Origin of the sequence: Gracilibacillus caseinilyticus, assembly GCF_022919115.1 — a bacterium.
Taxonomy (GTDB): domain Bacteria; phylum Bacillota; class Bacilli; order Bacillales; family Amphibacillaceae; genus Gracilibacillus; species Gracilibacillus caseinilyticus.
The window spans coordinates 3,063,794-3,082,659 of record NZ_CP095072.1 but is presented as its reverse complement, the minus strand read 5'-3'; the positions used below and the strand labels follow the sequence as shown (position 1 = coordinate 3,082,659).

Sequence of the window (18,866 nt, the reverse complement as noted above, 5' to 3'; positions counted from 1 at the left end):
CAGCTCGCGCTGACGCATGAGGAGTCTCCGCCTATTTTCTACGCTTGAGAGAAGTTCTACAACAATAGGAACAGCTAAAAGCAATGGTACTAGGCATTCTATTTACTAAGGTGTAGATGCTTATTTTTTATAGTTCATATTGTTAGAAGACCAATATGCTACCTCATGCATTTGTTGTAGAACAAGTACCATAGCGTAGGCCAACCACGGAGACTCCCGCGGGACATGCAGGTGCTGAAGATCCACTTTGTGAAGTGCCCTTCTTCACAAAGTTAGCTTCAGCCGTGCCCCGCAGGACGCGGAGTGGTTGGCTGAAGCGGTATCTTAGCACATTAAATATTTCAATATGGATGCTTGGTTAGTAATGGTTAGTTTACATAATCCATATTATAGGTAGCCAGTTTTTAAAAAATCTTGATCTACCTCTATAGTACATCTTTAACATCTTTATGACAGTGATTTTATACTTTCTTACCTCATGAAAAAAACTTACAAGCCTATGTGGGCCTGTAAGCTTTTCGGGTTATGATAATTTTTGAAATGCTTTTTCGACTGCTGCGATTGTTTTTTCAATGTCTGCGTCTGTATGAGATATAGACAGGAACAGACCTTCGAATTGAGAAGGTGGAAGGAATATGCCTTCTTCTGCCATTGTCCGGTAATAGGTGGCAAACGCTTCTGTGTTCGATTTAGAAGCTGTCTCATAATTAATCACAGGCTCGTTTGCGAAGAAGATACCTACCATTGATCCAGCTCGATTAATTTGCAGAGGAATATTATATTTATCTGCAGCCAGTCTATATCCTTCGATTAAACGGTCTACTTTCGTATTGATATCATCATAAGAAGAACGATCCATTGCTTTTAATGTTTCCAGACCTGCTGTCATAGCAAGCGGATTACCAGATAATGTTCCAGCTTGATAAATATCACCAACCGGGGCAATACATTCCATGATTTCACGCTTTCCGCCATAAGCGCCAACGGGTAGACCTCCACCTATAACTTTTCCTAAACAAGTTAAATCAGGGGTCACCTCGAAATATCCCTGGGCACAATGGTAGTCAACTCGGAATCCCGTCATTACTTCATCAAAGATCAACAAGGATTGGTACTGGTTAGTGATATCACGTAATATTTGTAAAAAGTCGTCCTTCGGCGGAACAACTCCCATATTACCAGAAACAGGTTCAACAATCACAGCCGCAATGTCATCTCCAAATTGTTCAAATGCATACCGAACGCTTTCGATATCATTATATGGCACTGTAATTGTATGCTGTGCAACACTTTCAGGTACTCCAGGACTGTCAGGTAAACCTAATGTCGCTACACCAGACCCTGCTTTTATTAATAGAGAATCCCCATGACCATGATAATTCCCTTCAAATTTAAGGATTTTATTTTTTCCTGTATAGCCTCGTGCCAGACGTAATGCACTCATTGTTGCTTCTGTACCGGAATTAACCATTCGTACCATCTCAATGGAAGGAACACGATCAATCACTAATTGTGCTAATTCATTCTCTAATAAAGTCGGTGCGCCAAAGCTTGTTCCTTTTTCAGCCACCTCTTTTAATTTAGTGACTACTCGATCATCTGCATGACCCAAAATTAACGGACCCCAGCTTAGCACATAATCAATGTATTCATTGCCATCAATGTCGTAAATTTTTGATCCTTTTCCGTAATCCATATAAATAGGATTCATTCCTACTGATTTGAAAGCTCGCACTGGTGAATTGACACCACCTGGCATTAATTCCACCGACTCTTTATATGCATCAACAGATTTTTGATTTTCTCGCATCATGATCGCCTCCTTATTTTTCTTGTAACCATTTTGCTACATCTTTCGCAAAATACGTAATAATGATATCCGCTCCAGCCCGTTTCATCGCAGTCAGCTTCTCTAGTACTATCGCTTGTTCATCAACCCATCCATTGAGACTGGCTGCTTTTACCATTGAGTATTCCCCACTAACATTGTAGGCTACAACTGGTACAGGAAATTCGTTCTTTACTTCTCGTATTATATCCATATAAGAAAGAGCTGGCTTTACAATTAAGAAATCTGCTCCTTCTGCCATATCAGACGTGGCTTCTCTGATTGCTTCTAATCGATTAGAAGGATCCATCTGATACGTTTTTCTATCCCCAAACTGTGGCGTACTATCAGCTGCATCACGGAACGGCCCATAAAATGCAGAGGCATACTTGACTGCATAGGACATAATCGGAATATTCGTATACCCTTCTTCATCTAAGCCTTCACGAATTTCTGTTACAAAGCCATCCATCATGTTCGATGGTGCGATAATATCTGCCCCAGCTTCAGCTTGTGTTACAGCCGTTTTTACGTGTAAAGGTAATGATTTATCATTATCTACATCTCCATGTTCAATGACTCCACAATGGCCATGTGATGTGTACTCACATAAACATGTATCGGCGATCACGAGTAGCTGATCCGTTTTTGCTTTAATTTGACGAATTGCTACTTGAACAATTCCATCTGGATCATATGCACCTGAGCCAACTTCGTCTTTTTCTTTCGGTATACCGAATAAAAGAACAGACGGGATACCTAATTTCAGTAATTCATCAATCTCTTCATCCAAGTAATCGAGGGATACCTGATAAACACCTGGCATAGAGGAGACTTCGTTTTTGATTTGGTCTCCTTCGACGACAAATAACGGATAAACTAAATCATTTACTTGTAATTCTGTTTCACGAACGAATCGGCGCATAACGCTGGAAGAACGTAAGCGACGATGGCGATCAAATGGTGTTGTAGACATTATTTATCACCTTCTCTTATGTATTCAATATAAGTAGCTACCATATTTTCAATTGTAAATGTTTCAGGATAAATGATATGACGAAAAGCATACTTTTCAAGCGCCTCGCTCGTTGTCGTACCAATGGCAACAGCTGTCGCTTTTTCCTTTACTTGTTCCAAAAGCGAAGCAGGTAAGAATTCATGAAAAGCCTTTACCGTTGATGGACTTGTAAAAAATACAGCATCCATTTCTGTCGCTTTTTCCTGAAGCAATGGTATTACTTCTTTATTTTTTATTGTACGATAAATCACTATTTTTTCAAAAGAAAGACCTTGTCGTTGTAATTGTTTAGGAATCTCTCTCCTTGCGTTACTCCCACATAATAAAGCAATATGAGGGGATGAAACAAGTTGATGAAATTCGTGAACCATTGTACTCCCATCAAAAATAGAAGGAATAAAATCGACAGGATATCCAAGCTCTTCAAGAAGTTGAGCGGTTTTCTCACCGACCGCAGCAATTTTTTGATCAATTTTCAGATCAAATTCTTTTACGTATTGATCAAAGAAACGTACGGTATTCACACTAGTGAAGAAAAGCCAATCAAATTGACTAATTTGCTGCATGATTTTTTGATTACCTTTCGATAAACATCTTTCAAAAAGGAGAAGAGGAACTCTCTCACAACTAGCACCGTAAGATTCCAGTAAATAGACTAAAGGAAGCGCTTGTTTCGCTTCCCTCGTCACCATTATTCTTTTGCCTGTTAAAGGCTTGGTCATTCCTGGTTCTCCTCGATCGCTTCGTCGACTAAATATTGTGCACCACGTGCCTGGAGTTTCTCTGCTGCCTCTTTTCCAACTTGATCAGGATCCGTACCAGTTACCGTTTCTTTCAAGACAGTTTTTCCATCCGTGCTGGCAACCATTGCTGTTAATATAACATTATCTCCATTCAGATAAGCATAACCTCCGATTGGAACGGAACAGCCACCATTAAGTAAATGCAAGAAAGTTCGTTCAGCTGTGACGGTTTTGGTTGTATAATCGTCATTTATTTTAGTAAGCAATTGCAATAATTCCTTATCATCTTCGCGACATTCAATCGCTAACGCACCTTGACCGACAGCAGGCACACAAACTTCAGGTTCCAGATATTCGGTCACGATATTCTCGCTCCAGTTCATCCGTTTCAGCCCAGCTGCAGCTAAAATAATCGCATCAAAGTTTTCTTCTTTTAACTTGCGCATACGAGTTTCGATATTCCCTCTAATCCACTGAATATCCAAATCAGGACGTGCTGCTAAAATTTGTGATCCTCTTCTCAAACTGCTTGTCCCTATCACCGCTCCTGCAGGTAAATCCTTAAAGGCAACATGATTATTGGAAATAAAGGCATCGCGGTGATCTTCACGTACCGGAATGGAGCCGATGATTAATCCTTCTGGCATGACTGCAGGCATATCCTTCATACTATGAACAGCAAAATCAATCTCTTTGTCATACATAGCATTCTCAATTTCTTTAACAAAAAGACCTTTTCCGCCGACTTTCGATAACGTAACATTAAGAATTTGATCTCCTTTAGTTACGATTTTTTTGATTTCGAACTGATATTGATCACCAGCGTGTTCTTGTAACTGCTCAATCACCCATTCCGATTGTGTTAATGCTAAATTACTCCTTCTTGAACCTACGACTATTTTGCGCATTCATGACGCCCCCTTGATCCAAATTTACATATGAAAGTTCGATAAACTGTTAAATAAAAAGAAATTAATTAATAACATCAGAAAAGCGATAATGTTCCATGTTAATATCTTCTTGCCACGATACCCTTGTTTAATCCGAATATACAAGTAACCTGCATAAATAATAAAAACAAGTATGGAACCGATTGTCTTACTGTCGCCCCAATAAAACTCCGTCCCCGTCATATAAGCCCAGACAACACCTAAAATGATGGACAGTATTAACATCGGTTCAGCAAGTACAATCAGATGAAAAGCACGCTTTTCTAATCCTTCCAAGTCTTGGAATCTCCTTAACCATTTATACCCTATTTTTCGTTTTAATAACTGATATTGCATAAAATATAAACAAGCTAAAATAAACGAAATCGTAAATAATCCATAGGATAGCAAGGCCAGTACGATATGTGCAAATAACATTTCATTCAATACCATCGGAATTTGATTGGAATCAGTCAGTCTCACTGATTGCAATGTATGCACAATCATAAAGAAGAATCCAAACACACTCATAAAAAACATAAAAAATTCAAGTTGAAAAAATCGATGTACCACTAGTGAGAACGTAATAATGATCCATGTATACGTATATAAACCATCATGCAATGTCTGAATTGGCAAACTGGAATTTTGCCATATCTCCGTTAATAAAAAAATGGTTTGAAGAATCCAAACAACAGAAAGCAACCAGAAAGCAATTTGGTTTGCTTTCCGGTTTTGGTAAAGAAAATCTATAAAATAAAATATGACACTTAAGCCGTATAACATCAACATGCACTCATGAATAATTCGTTCAGCCAACATAAAGGGAAAACCACCCAATTAATGTGTAGACACATTTTGTAGTTTTTGTATCATTTTCTCCTTCTTTTTATCAAAGGTAATAACTTTATCATCTTCCGTTTTTTGAACGTTTTCGTTCACTAAATCTTCGATGTCAAAAATTTGCATAAATAATGATAATGATTGCTCCGCATTTTTTTGACCTGCTAATTCTTTTGCTTGCAATATCGGTTGTTTCAATAGTTGATTCACTATACTTTTCGTATGCTTATTCAATACTTTGCGTTCACGATCTGTTAAGTTAGGCATTTTGCGTTCTATACTTTTCATGGTTTCTTTTTGAATCTCGAGCGCTTGTTCACGTAACGCTGTAATAACTGGTACAACACCTAATGTTTGTAACCATTCATTAAATGCAACAATTGCTTCTTCGATCCAAAGTTCCACTTCTTCTGCTGCTTCTTTTCTAGCTTCTAAATTACTGTCAACGACATGTTGCAAGTCATCAATATCATAAAGGAAGACATTGTCTACTGCTTCCAGTGCTGGATCTAAATCTCTTGGAACAGCAATATCGACTAAAAATAGTGGACGACCTTTACGCTGTTTTTCTACCTTGCGATACAAATCTTTCGTGATCATGTATTGATCGGCACCAGTCGAACTGATGACAATATCAGCAGCAACTAATGACTCTTCCAGCTTATCCATTGATTTAGCTGCACCATTAAATTGTTTAGCTAATTGTTCAGCCTTATCCATCGTCCGGTTCACTACTGTTACTTGCACAGCACCAGACCCGACCAGGTTTTTGGCAGCTAATTCACCCATTTTTCCAGCACCTATGATGACGACGTGTTTTTTCTGTAAGTCGGTGAAAATCTTTTTCGCTAATTCTACAGCTGCATAACTTACAGAAACTGCACTTTCACCAATCATAGTATCACGTTGACTTCTCTTACCAATTGTTATAGCTTGTTTAAACAGCTCATTAAAAATGGTACCCGTCAACTTGTGCTGCTGTGCTTGAAGAAAGGTTTGTTTCACTTGCCCCAAAATTTGTGTTTCCCCCATAACCATTGATTCTAATCCACAGCTCAAACGAAATAGATGCTCCACTGCTGCTTCATTTTCATAAAAGATGATATAGGGAACAAATACTTCTTTCTCAATACCAAACCAATCAGCCAAAAATTGCTTAATGAAATATCTGCCTGTATGAAGTTGATCCACGACCGCATAAATTTCGGTGCGATTACATGTCGAAACAATGACGTTCTCTAATATACTTTTTCTGCTATTTAGCTCTGTCATAGCTTCGATTAAGCCATCCTCACGAAATGCGAGCATTTCTCTAACTTCGACAGGCGCTGTTTTATAATTTATACCTGCTGTTATGATATGCACGATATCTACCCCCAAAAAAACAAAAACCTAACACACATTTATTAATAGTATAACATGAATTACATTAGAATTCGTGATGTTTTTATGAACAGTATATGAATCATCTATGCTAAAATAAAAAAGTGATGTTCGTTTTCATTGTTCATTAAGTAATTTATCATATTTTATATATTTTATCAAGAAAATTAATTTTACATAATAATCATTTTAATTTAGGAGTGTTTCTAGTTGAAGAAAAATGGACTTGTCGCCTATTTATTAATTGGTATCGGTATATATTTTTTACTTCGTGAACTACGTATACCCGTTTTTACCGATTTTTATTCTTGGCCGACGTTATTAATATTAGTTGGTGCTGCATTTCTCATTTATGCCTTCTCAATTAAAGATTATGCCAATATATTCCCAGGTGTTATTCTGTTAGGATTAGGCATTCACTTTCACGGCTTAAACCATTATGCATTCTGGCTAGATCATTGGGCCATGTTTACAATTATTGTCGCAATAGCGTTTCTGTTACGTGGTCTAAAAACGAAAAACGGCTTTATTCCAGGACTTATTTTGTTAGGTATTTCTTTATTTGCGATTTTTGCTGATCAACAACCAAGCTGGTTTAGCTGGATTAATCAAGCAATGAACTGGCTAGAACGTTTCTGGCCGATTATTTTAATTGGTTTAGGCGCTTATTTACTCTTGAAAAAGAAATAAATTGTGCTAAGCTTAACATGATTCGGAATACTAATCCTTTGATAATAGAGAGAGAAAAGAAGGTGACTGTATGAAGAACTATGTTGCGTATATGTTGACAATGATTGGCGCCGGATTCTGGGGACTTACTGGATTATTTGTTGACAGCTTATATAGTTATGGCTTTACTGCCTGGGAGATTGTTGCGATACGGCTGACTGTTTCCTCTACTATATTATTGATTGTTTTATTATTGACCCAGCCAAAGAAATTAAAAATCCAATGGAAACATCTTCCACATTTCTTCGGTTTAGGGGTAGGGAGCATTGTCTTTTTCAATTGGTGTTATTTCACCGTCATGCAACAGACTTCTGTCTCAATAGCTGTCGTTTTACTGTACACTGCACCGATTTTTGTTACCATTTTGTCCCGTTTCCTTTTCCATGAGCCGATAACCAGAAGTAAAATTATTTCCTTGAGTTTGACGGTTATTGGTTGTGCGCTAGCGATCGGATTATTTCCTTTTGGCAACTTAAGTATTCCCCTAATCAGTATTATTCTAGGAATACTTTCTGCGTTTTTCTGTGGATTATACAGTATTATTGGTAAACAAGTAAGCAGACACTATAATTTTCTCACTACAACCGTTTATGCCTTACTGACAGGGAGTATCTTTATCTTGCCAACCAGCGGGCTATGGAATAAAACAGATTCCTTCCAATCCATTGAGGTTTGGTTAAATATTGCTGGAATTGCGATTATTTCAACAATTGCTGCATATACGTTGTACACGCTAGGGCTTGCTTATATTGAATCAAGTAAAGCAGCGATATTAGGAGCAATGGAACCAATTGTCGCAGTATTAGTCGGTGTGATCATTTTCGATGATCAGCTGACTTTATTCCAGACATTCGGGATTATTTTGGTCATAAGCGCTGCGTTTATGACTGTATACCGAAAAAAACGAAAAATAACCGTTAAACGATAGAAACCGGAATTTGTCTGGTTTCTTTTTTTGCCAAGTAAGAAAGTATAAAAGTATAGTCATAGAAGTAAACATCCTAAACATGATTGATGGGTTCTTATAATATGGATTATGTCAACTAACACAGTGGTAACTTTGAAATGTTTCATATGCTGGGAGACCGCTCCGCCCAACCACTCCGCGTCCTGCGGGGCACGGCTGAAGCTAACTTTGTGAAGAAGATCACTTCACAAAGTGGATCTTCAGCACCTGCATGTCCCGCGGGAGTCTCCATGGTTGGCCTCCGCTCTAGTATTGGTTCTACATCTGACGCAAGAGGTAGCATTTTGGGCAGTCTCCACCGATTTCATCATTCACTGTAACAATGCTTAAAATCCTTACTTTTAGCTGTTACAAACGCTGTAGCACTTCCCTAAAGCGTAGGAAATATGCGGAGACTCCCGTGGAATCAGCGCGAGCTGAAGATCCACTTTGGAAAGAAAAGAATTTTCTTTCCAAAGTTAGCTGAAGCCGTGCCCACAGGACGCGAAGCATATTTCCGGAGCTTAGTTAAGCACATGAAATCTATTTAAAATGCCCACATTGTAACACAGTTCCTCTTTACATAATCCATATTATAGGTAGTTGTATATTATTTATTATTTATGTTAGTTAGGACCAGGTGGGCTTTCTCGGTTTTTCTTATCTGATAACAGCTTTTGATGTAAAGCACAATCCGCAATAACCTATTCTTGCATACAAAAAAAGCAGTATGCAGAGTTTCTCATTCTACATACTGCTCACATGTTAAATATATTTAGACAGATAGCTCCATGCGTCTTCTTTACCCTCGCTTGTTTCAGCAGAGAATGGGATTACGGTGTCTTCTTGATCTAAATCGAGCGTATCGATTACTTGTTTTAGATGGGCTGATTTTTTGTTTTTCGGTATTTTATCTAACTTCGTTGCAATCACCAATACCGGGATTTCATAATGTTTTAAAAAGTCATACATCATCCTATCGTCTTCTGTTGGCTTATGGCGAATATCAACAATTAAAACCGTTAACTTGAGTGTATCACGAAGCGAGAAGTATTCTTCCATCATTCTTCCCCATTTTTCTCGCTCTTTTTTCGAAACTTTCGCATAACCGTATCCTGGTACATCCACAAAATAAAGAATATCATTGATATTATAGAAGTTTAATGTTTGTGTTTTACCAGGCTTTGATGAGGTTCTTGCTAAATTTTTCCGATTGATTAATTTGTTTATGAAAGACGATTTACCGACATTGGATCGTCCCGCTAAGGCAATTTCTGGACGTCTGTCCGACGGATACTGCTTCTCAGATACTGCACTTATCACAATTTCTGCTTTACTTACTTTCATCCTTCTCCTCCAATAATGCATATTCTAATACGGTGTCTAAATGATCAACTGGTATAAACGTTAATCCTTCTCGTACGCTATCCGGAATATCCTCCAGATCTTTCCGATTATCAGCTGGCATGATAATCGTTGTAATCCCCGCTCGATGCGCACTTAATGTTTTCTCTTTCAGACCACCGATCGGCAACACTCTGCCACGCAATGTAATCTCACCGGTCATCCCCACTTCTTTCCGAACCGGTCTGCCTGTTAATGCAGAAATTAAAGCCGTTGCCATTGTAATACCTGCAGATGGACCATCTTTCGGCGTTGCACCTTCAGGAACATGGATATGAATATCAAAGTTTTGATGAAAATCAGGTTCAATTTTCAATTCTGATGCACGTGATCGAATATAGCTGAAAGCTGCTTGCGCAGATTCCTTCATTACATCCCCTAACTTACCTGTTAAGGTTAACTTCCCTTTTCCTTTTGCAAGGCTGACCTCAATCGACAATATGTCTCCACCAGCCGCAGTGTAAGCTAGTCCTGTGGCAGCACCGACTTGATTTTCTGATTCCATTAATCCGTAACGGAATATTGGCTTACCAAGAATATTCTCTAATTGTTTCTCGGTTACGATGACACGTTGTTTCTCCGAGGAAACAATAATTTTAGCTGCTTTACGGCAAACGGATGCAAGCTGTCTTTCTAATCCACGCACTCCCGCTTCTCGCGTGTACACTCTGATGAGCTTGATTAAAGCTTCATCCCGAATTTGCAGGTGCCCTTTTTTGAGACCATTTTCTTTCAATTGTTTTGGCAACAAGTGTTGTTTGGCAATATTTAACTTCTCCAACTCTGTATATCCGGCAATTGAAATGACTTCCATACGATCCAGCAATGGACGTGGAACTGTGGCTAAATTGTTAGCTGTTGCAATAAACATTACCTTCGATAAATCATACGTTTCCTCCAGGTAATGGTCACTGTACGTATTGTTCTGTTCTGGATCTAATACTTCCAGCATCGCTGAAGATGGATCACCTCGAAAATCGTTTGACATCTTATCAATTTCATCTAATAAGAATACTGGATTTATCGTTTCTGCTTTTTTCATACCTTGAATTATTCTGCCTGGCATCGCCCCCACATATGTACGGCGATGACCACGAATTTCCGCTTCGTCCCTTACACCACCAAGTGAGATACGAACAAAATGACGATCAATTGCTCTGGCAACCGATCTTGCCAGTGACGTTTTACCTACACCGGGAGGGCCGACTAAACAAAGAATTGGTCCTTTTAATGAATTAGTTAACTGTTGTACAGCAAGATATTCCAATACACGTTCTTTCACTTTTTCTAATCCATAATGATCAGCATTCAACACATCTTCCGCATGGTGAATATTAAGATTATCTTCTGTTTCTTCCTGCCACGGCAATGTTAATAACCAATCAATATAATTACGGATAACAGAGCTTTCCGCAGAGCTTTGCGGCACACGTTCGTAGCGATTTAATTCTTTTTCGACTACTTCCTGAATTCGCTCCGGTAATGCCTTCTCTTCTAATTTCTCACGCAAAGCTTGTAACTCGCCAGTTCGCCCGTCTTTTTCGCCTAATTCTTTTTGGATGGCTTTCATCTGTTCCCGCAAATAATATTCTTTTTGCGTTTCTTCCATTGATTTTTTAACCCGCTGACCTATTTTGCGCTCTAATTCCAATACTTCCTGTTCATTGGAAATAATCTCTAATAACTTCCGCAAGCGTTTGGCCACATCTCTAGTTTCCAAAACATCTTGTTTGTCTGACATTTTTAATGCAATGTGAGATGCTACAATATCAGCAAATCGACTTGGGTCTTCAATATCCATTACAGTGGCTACTGTGTCTTTCGTGATTTTTTTCGATACTTTTGAATAATGTTCAAATTGCTCGAGTAATGCTCTACGTAAAGCATCTTCTTCTGCAGGTTTCTGATGGCTGTCATCTAAAGGATTTATCTCAACAAAAAATTGTTTTTCTTCATTAATAAATTTTTTGATTTCCGCACGGTACAAACCTTCTACCAGCACTCGCATTGTACCATTTGGCAATTTTAACATTTGGTTTACTTTCGCAACTGTTCCAATCACCTGAATATCCTCTTTGTCGGGGTCTTCAATCGCACTTTCTTTCTGTGCAGACAGGAAAATATGTTGATCATTCATCATTGCTTTTTCTAAAGATTCTATTGATTTTTCCCTCCCGACATCTAAATGAATGACCATACCTGGAAATACAATTAGACCTCTCAAAGGCAAAAGTGGAATATGTAAAAAGTTTGATTCTGTCATGTGGCACCTCCATCATAGCTACTTCTCTAAGTACATGGAATTCACCCGAGTCTAATGGCAGATACGATCAACACTTATCTGCTTTCTTTCCCTGCGTATGAAATAACAAATACCTAGTTCATTGGTTTTACTCATCTATTGTTATCAGTTTAAAGAAGTTTCGTTTCTTTGTAAATCTAAAAGGTATGTTCCAGCTTAGTTTTATCATATTAACAGCAAACATACAAAATCCCTTGTTTCGATAACAAGGGATTTTTTTCTTTATGCACTCTCTTTTGGAGATTGTAAATCAAGTACCGTACCATCTTCATGGATTAATTTCGGTCGGCCATTTTCTTTTGATACCGTTTCTTCCGTAATGACACATGTTTTGATGTCGTCACGTGAAGGTAATTCAAACATCACATCAAGCATGATACCTTCGAGGATGGAACGAAGTCCACGTGCACCTGTTTTACGTTCAATTGCTTTTTGAGCGACAGCTTCAAGAGCACCTTCTTCAAATTCCAATTCGACGTTATCAATATCAAACAATTTATTATATTGTTTTACTAGCGCATTCTTTGGTTTGGTTAAGATTTCAACTAACGCTTTTTCATCTAATGGTTCCAGACTTCCAATTACCGGCAAACGGCCAATGAATTCCGGAATAAGACCAAAACGTAATAAATCTTCTGGTAACACTTTGGATAACAATGTCGCTTTATCCATTTCCTGATTATCTGAATCTGCACCAAAGCCGATCACTTTCTTACCTAGACGACGTTTGACGATCTGTTCGATACCATCAAATGCACCACCACAGATGAATAGAATATTCGTCGTGTCAATTTGGATAAATTCTTGATGAGGATGCTTTCTGCCACCTTGAGGAGGTACACTTGCTGTCGTACCTTCTAAGATTTTAAGCAGGGCTTGCTGTACCCCTTCACCAGAAACATCACGTGTAATCGATGGATTCTCCGATTTACGTGCTACTTTATCAATTTCATCAATATAGATAATACCTTTTTCTGCTTTTTCTACATCGTAGTCTGCAGCCTGAATTAATTTGAGCAGAATATTCTCCACGTCTTCCCCAACGTAACCTGCTTCTGTTAAAGAAGTAGCATCTGCAATTGCAAACGGAACATTAAGAATACGTGCAAGAGTCTGCGCAAGTAATGTTTTACCACTACCAGTAGGTCCGATCATCGCAATGTTACTTTTCGATAATTCTACATCGTCTTTCGCTTTCGGTGCGTTAATCCGTTTATAATGATTGTAAACCGCTACGGACAAATTCTTCTTTGCTTTTTGTTGACCGATTACGTAGTCGTCCAGAATTTCACAAATTTCTTGTGGCTTCGGAATATCTTTGTATTCAACTTCTTCATCTGTACCTAATTCCTCTTCCACAATTTCCGTACATAAATCAATACATTCATCACATATATAAACTCCTGGGCCAGCCACTAGCTTACGAACTTGGTCTTGGCTTTTACCACAGAATGAACACTTTAATTGGCCTTTTTCTTCATTAAATTTATACATGACATTCACCCCTTGATCAAAAAATATTACGATAAGTTCCCAAAAACGATGAGCTGTTTACTCGTCTTTAAGCAATCATATCAGATTGTTTCAAAATAAAAAAGTAATACACTTTTTCATTGTTTGTAGAAGCGTACCAGTCTTTTACCTCGATGACAAACATGTTGCATTTTTGGTAACAGTTTTCTTTATGTATATGTTAGTCTTCCCAAATCTATATCCTTATATTGCATTCTGCAAAAATTTATGTATGATGGGGCTTGAATTATAAGTATGAATATGGATAGAAAACAAGGTACGGACGTACGCACCTTGTTTTGCTGATTGATTTATTTTACTTTTGCATTATCTACAAGGACATCAATTGCCTTCTTGAATTTCAAATCATCTTGAAGTGCTGCTGTGTTACCACCAAGCGCTTGTTTGATTTGGTCGATTTCCATGTTATACATGGAAGCCATTTGTTCTAATTCTTTCTCTACATCTTCATCTGTTACTTCTACATTCTCAGCTTGAGCAATAGCTTCAAGTGTTAAATTCGTTTTAACACGTTTACCAGCATCTTCTTGCATTTGTGCTTTTAATGCTTCTTCATCTTGACCTGAGAATTGGAAGTACATATCCAATGTCATACCTTGCATTTGAAGTCTTTGTTCGAATTCCTGAAGCATACGATCTAATTCAGATTGTACCATTGCTTCTGGAATTTCAACTTCTGCATTATCAGAAGCTTGCTGAATTAAGTCTTCACGTTTATTTGAATCTGCTTCGTTTTCTCTTTGTTCTTGTAGACGTTTTTTCGTTTTTTCTTTTAATTCGTCTAATGATTCTACTTCTTCATCAACATCTTTAGCAAATTCATCATCTAATTCAGGTAATTCTTTTGCTTTGATCTCGTGAACTTTAACTTTAAAAGTAGCTTCTTTACCTGCCAAGTTGTCTGCATGGTATTCTTCAGGGAAAGTTACTTGTACTTCTGTTTCTTCACCAGCTTTTTTGCCGATTAGTTGCTCTTCAAAGCCTGGAATAAACTGACCAGAACCGATTTCTAGCGAATGATTCTCCGCTTGACCACCTTCAAAAGCTTCTCCATCAACAAAACCTTCGAAATCAATAACGGCTGTATCGCCATCCACGATTTCGCCATCTTCTTTAACAACAAGTTCAGCTTGTTGCTCTTGTTGTTTTTGAATTTCAGCATCTACATCTTCATCTTTTACTTCTGTGTTTTCCTCTTCGACTTCAAGTCCTTTGTAGTCTCCAAGCTTCACTTCCGGTTTAACCGTTACTTTAGCAGTAAAGATAAGGTTTTTGCCTTTTTCGATTTGTTCAATATCTACTTCCGGCTGATCTACTGGCTCGATTCCAGTTTCATCAATTGCATTAGAATACTCTCCAGGAAGAATAATATCTACTGCATCTTGGTATAATGATTCTACACCAAAACGTTTTTCGAACATTCCTCTAGGCATCTTTCCTTTACGGAACCCTGGTACTTGTACTTGTTTTACGACCTTCTTAAAAGCTTGGTCTAAAGCACTATCGAATTTGTCTGCATCCACTTCTACCGTAAGGACACCGACATTACCTTCTTGCTTTTCCCATTTTGCTGTCATTCTAAATTCCCTCCAACATAAAAATCTGTATCTTTGACGTTCATTCAATATACCATCCTATAATAGACCGAACGCAAATTGCAACCATCTTATTATAACATAATTGCACTTGCTTTCAATAATAATAACGTATGTAGTAAAATTTTTGCAATATATATGATATGAGATAATCAAACGTCAAGGAGACTGCCATAAAGTGTCTCTGACGTTTCAATCATGTTGACATAGTGTTTCTTAAGATTAGAGGTTTGCCGTTCATCCTCCGGCTCTACCAGCTGAAAACTTTTGTTCACATAATAACAAAGGGCGTCAGCCAGTAATTGGTAGTTTTCGACATGAGGCAAAAAAGGTGTGTATACATACATAAACCGTTCCAGAATGAATTGAATCATTTGATATTCCGTAGGGTTTTCATGTTGCAGGTCATCTAAGTAATGTAGTACACCTGTAGTGAAGGTGACTGGTAATACAGGGTTTGCCTCCTCTACTTGCCATATGTCTTTTATTTGAAATTTTTCTATATGTATTGGCTCTTTCAGTTTGACATGTTCGAAGTATTCCAGCAAGGCTGTTTTGACTACCGGATGGATGGTTGGCTCAGCCAGCATGTCTCGTAGCAGTGGTTTATCATGGTACACTCCCAACTTTAATAAACGCTTCACTAAGTACCATTGCTGCCGGTCATTCCGTTCAAAGACAGCTACATTTAATCGTTCCAACACGTCTGCATACGAATTTTGATCTTCATGCTGTTGCAACTCTTTGCTCAACTGATACATATGTTGTAACTGATTAATAATATGCGATGGTATATCTGTATGTAATAAAGCATCCTCCACTATGTGCATGACCTCACTGTATTTGCTTGACTGAAATAACAAGGTGGCATAAATATGTACATAAGAAGCATAATAGTTATCTTTCTTCGCGATCAGTTCCTCACACAATTCTTCTGCGTCTGCTTGCATATTCAGTTCCATCATACATATCAATTTTCCGGTCATTACTTCATGCGTTTGAACACCGTTGTCCGTAAGTTGATCAAAATATTCGAAGGCTTGATTAAATTGATTTTCTTGCATGGCAGTTTTTGCTTTTTCCTCAAGGTTATCTTTCCATTTTGGAAAAATAATGACCTTTTCCCGTTCTTCCATCTTTTCACCTGCCTTCTATATATGTAGTAAGTACTATTATAAATTTATTAAAGGAAAGAAACAAGTAGGAGGAATAAAAGGAACTCTTCCATCCCTTTCCATTTACGTCGTTAAGACTATGTCTAAAGACTCCTCCGCCGATAACAGTCTATCTATTTTTCTACAATTGGTTACGCACCTATACGAAACAATCAAGCCATGCCACAATGTGTTCTGGAACGCAGCTCCGTCCAACCGCTTCGATTCCATCGAGCCCGGAGCACACTCTGGATCTTCTTACGCTTTAAAATAAACACATAAATAATATTACGATAGCTCTATACAGTGGTTACTTCATCTTACCGTCTGTTCTTCTTCCAAACCGCGAGCTCATATCCTGCTAGTTCGATCGGTAATTGGTCTGTACAGTGTATTGTAGCGGAAGTCGATGAATGGTTGCTTACGATTTTTTCCCAACGGCCAAGAGCGGCTAGCTTTGCCATTTTCATTTCATTTGTCGGATTAATAAAAATGGTAAAGTCTTCACTAGGTCCAATTAACATGTAAGCAAAGACAGGTAGTGGCGCTGGAATGATATGCAGATAGGCTTTTGTTTTGTCAGAATTTACCATACGAAAATGAGGATATTGTTTACGTAAAGCTATCAACTGACGAATCCAGGCAACATTGTCATTCTCTTCAACTCGCTGAAGCCAATCTAATTGGTTAATGTCATCACCTGCATTGTAACTGTTTTCGTTCCCTTTTTTTGTTCTGAAAAATTCCTGACCAGCATGAAGGAATGGTACACCTTGACTAAGCAGCACCAGACCGGTAGCGAGCTGATGCATCTTCTTCCGCACTTCTTCCGATACTTCTGGATTTGAACGCACTAAAAAGTCAGCTAATGTTAAATTGTCATGGCATTCGACATAGTTGACGGATTGTAATGGATTTGAAAAGAGTGGATTTCCAAACCGATTATCTGCACTGCCCGCAATTAAAGCGGCAATTCTGTCGTGAAACAGACCGTTACCATTAACAAACCCCTTCTGCTCCTGATCGAACAAATTACCTTTCAGCACATCCCGGTACTGATCATTAAAGAAACTGATATTTTGTAAAGCAGAAGCTTGAGAGAGACTTGCTTTCTTATGCTTGTCACTAGCTATTGCCGTCTCCATTTCCCAGCCCTCCCCCAGCAAGAGAACAGGACGAGAGCACGCTTGGCATCGCTTGCTAATTGCTGTCATCGTCTCAACATCTATCAGCCCCATCAAATCAAATCGAAAACCATCTACCTGGAATTCCTCTAACCAATAATCAATTGTTTCCACAAGTAATTTTCGTACCATCACTCGTTCTGTTGCCAAGTCATTTCCTGTACCGCTCCCATTACTAATCGAACCATCCTGATAATAACGGAAATAATATCCTGGCACTAACGCCTCGAGAACGGAATGTTCATATGCATACACATGATTAAAAACGACATCCAGTATGACACCAATCCCTTGTTCATGAAATGCCATAATCATCTTTTTACATTCTGTGATCCGGGCCGATGGATCATCAGGATTTGTTGCATAACTACCTTCAGGCACCATATAAAAAAGTGGATCATATCCCCAGTTATACTGCATGGATGGATTTCGTTCATCCACCCGGGCATAGTCCTGAATCGGCAAGATCTGTGCATGGGTTATTCCTAATTCCTTCATATAATATAACGCAGTTGAAAAGCCATTTTCTGTTGTTGTATGTTTTTCTGTCAGCCCTGAAAAGGTACCTTTATGTTGCACACCACTTGTTGCTGCACTCGTAGCATCACGTACATGCAGTTCATAAATAACAGCGTCCTGCTTATCTACTGTAGGAGAAGGCATTTGACGAAATGCAGCTGGATCTGTTTTTGACAAATCGATTACGACGCTACACTCACTATTAGCCTTCATGCTTTTCGCATAGGGATCATTTACGAGTTGTTGCTGCCGATTAATCGTGACTGCGTATTGGTAAGTGACACCCGCTAAATCCCCATTCCATTCCAATTGCCAGACACCGTTTGTTTTCCTTATCATCGGAAAACGTTTGTTCCACATACACACTTCAACCTGAGTAGCAGTAGGTGACCAGACACGAAATGTCGTTTTTTCAGCCGTATAGTTCGGTCCTAATTCTTCTGCTTTGGCCGTATAATGTCTCTCAAACCAATCAGTCCAAACGATATGCCGTGGATCGATCGGTATGTAACTGTCTTCGACTACCAGGTACATCTCCTCTCCTAAAATGACCTCTTCTTCCAATTGAAGATACAAGGTATACTCATCTGCACGTTCGATAGATAGAACCGTAACGGCCTGCGACGAAGCAATAACTTTCACGTTTTCTTTTGAAACAAATGCTGTTTTAGGATGTTCCAGTACCACAACATCTGGCTCATCAATAAATGCCTGAAAACATTCCATAACCTTCTCCCTCTCTTAAAATTGTACCCA

14 protein-coding genes are annotated in these 18,866 nt (G+C 38.5%); 2 read left to right on the top strand and 12 right to left on the bottom strand.

What is annotated here, in order from left to right; translation table 11 throughout:
• Window positions 1-523: 523 nt before the first annotated feature.
• From hemL to hemA, 6 genes are read right to left on the bottom strand one after another with little or no spacing between them, the layout of a single operon-like run.
• Entirely contained in the window at window positions 524-1,810 is a 1,287-nt protein-coding gene (gene hemL / locus MUN88_RS14510) for a glutamate-1-semialdehyde 2,1-aminomutase (RefSeq protein ID WP_244724545.1), read from the bottom strand.
• Window positions 1,811-1,823: 13 nt separating this feature from the next.
• Window positions 1,824-2,804: a porphobilinogen synthase gene (hemB, locus tag MUN88_RS14505; protein ID WP_244716245.1), complete on the bottom strand. Its 981-nt coding sequence runs from the start codon at window positions 2,802-2,804 to the stop codon at window positions 1,824-1,826.
• Window positions 2,804-3,568, bottom strand: a complete 765-nt coding sequence (locus tag MUN88_RS14500) for a uroporphyrinogen-III synthase (protein ID WP_244716243.1) — start codon at window positions 3,566-3,568, stop codon at window positions 2,804-2,806. Before MUN88_RS14500 ends, hemB begins: the two co-directional genes overlap by 1 nt.
• A complete protein-coding gene (hemC, locus tag MUN88_RS14495) occupies window positions 3,565-4,497 on the bottom strand; it encodes a hydroxymethylbilane synthase (RefSeq protein ID WP_244716241.1) in 933 nt (310 codons plus the stop codon). The genes MUN88_RS14500 and hemC overlap by 4 nt, the downstream gene beginning before the upstream one ends.
• 24 nt (window positions 4,498-4,521) lie before the next feature.
• Window positions 4,522-5,340 (bottom strand): cytochrome C assembly family protein, encoded by an 819-nt coding sequence (locus MUN88_RS14490; protein ID WP_244716239.1) that lies wholly within the window; start codon window positions 5,338-5,340, stop codon window positions 4,522-4,524.
• 18 nt (window positions 5,341-5,358) lie between these two features.
• The gene (gene hemA / locus MUN88_RS14485) at window positions 5,359-6,726 is read right to left on the bottom strand and encodes a glutamyl-tRNA reductase (protein WP_244716237.1); all 1,368 of its coding nucleotides are present in this window, start codon (window positions 6,724-6,726) and stop codon (window positions 5,359-5,361) included.
• 228 nt (window positions 6,727-6,954) lie between these two features.
• Between hemA and MUN88_RS14480 the strand changes: the two genes are divergently transcribed.
• Together MUN88_RS14480 and MUN88_RS14475 are read left to right on the top strand one after the other, a co-directional pair.
• On the top strand, window positions 6,955-7,434 hold the full coding sequence (locus tag MUN88_RS14480; protein ID WP_244716235.1) for a LiaI-LiaF-like domain-containing protein: 480 nt from the start codon (window positions 6,955-6,957) through the stop codon (window positions 7,432-7,434).
• Window positions 7,435-7,504: 70 nt separating this feature from the next.
• Window positions 7,505-8,401 carry a DMT family transporter gene (locus MUN88_RS14475; protein ID WP_244716233.1) on the top strand — a complete coding sequence of 299 codons (897 nt, stop codon included), beginning with the start codon at window positions 7,505-7,507 and terminating at the stop codon, window positions 8,399-8,401.
• A 783-nt stretch (window positions 8,402-9,184) separates the two neighbouring features.
• On the opposite strand, the gene yihA is transcribed toward MUN88_RS14475, so the two are convergent.
• From yihA to pulA, 6 genes are all read right to left on the bottom strand, one after another.
• A complete protein-coding gene (yihA, locus tag MUN88_RS14470; protein ID WP_244716230.1) occupies window positions 9,185-9,766 on the bottom strand; it encodes a ribosome biogenesis GTP-binding protein YihA/YsxC in 582 nt (193 codons plus the stop codon).
• Entirely contained in the window at window positions 9,753-12,086 is a 2,334-nt protein-coding gene (lon, locus tag MUN88_RS14465; RefSeq protein ID WP_244716228.1) for an endopeptidase La, read from the bottom strand. Before lon ends, yihA begins: the two co-directional genes overlap by 14 nt.
• 261 nt (window positions 12,087-12,347) lie before the next feature.
• Window positions 12,348-13,619, bottom strand: a complete 1,272-nt coding sequence (clpX, locus tag MUN88_RS14460) for an ATP-dependent protease ATP-binding subunit ClpX (RefSeq protein ID WP_244716226.1) — start codon at window positions 13,617-13,619, stop codon at window positions 12,348-12,350.
• A gap of 329 nt (window positions 13,620-13,948) precedes the next feature.
• Window positions 13,949-15,235: a trigger factor gene (tig, locus tag MUN88_RS14455; protein ID WP_244716225.1), complete on the bottom strand. Its 1,287-nt coding sequence runs from the start codon at window positions 15,233-15,235 to the stop codon at window positions 13,949-13,951.
• Between the two features lie 170 nt (window positions 15,236-15,405).
• Window positions 15,406-16,389: a hypothetical protein gene (locus MUN88_RS14450; protein ID WP_244716224.1), complete on the bottom strand. Its 984-nt coding sequence runs from the start codon at window positions 16,387-16,389 to the stop codon at window positions 15,406-15,408.
• Window positions 16,390-16,727: 338 nt separating this feature from the next.
• Window positions 16,728-18,836, bottom strand: coding sequence for a type I pullulanase (pulA, locus tag MUN88_RS14445; RefSeq protein WP_244716222.1), 2,109 nt, complete (start codon window positions 18,834-18,836; stop codon window positions 16,728-16,730).
• Between the last annotated feature and the right edge of the window lie 30 nt (window positions 18,837-18,866).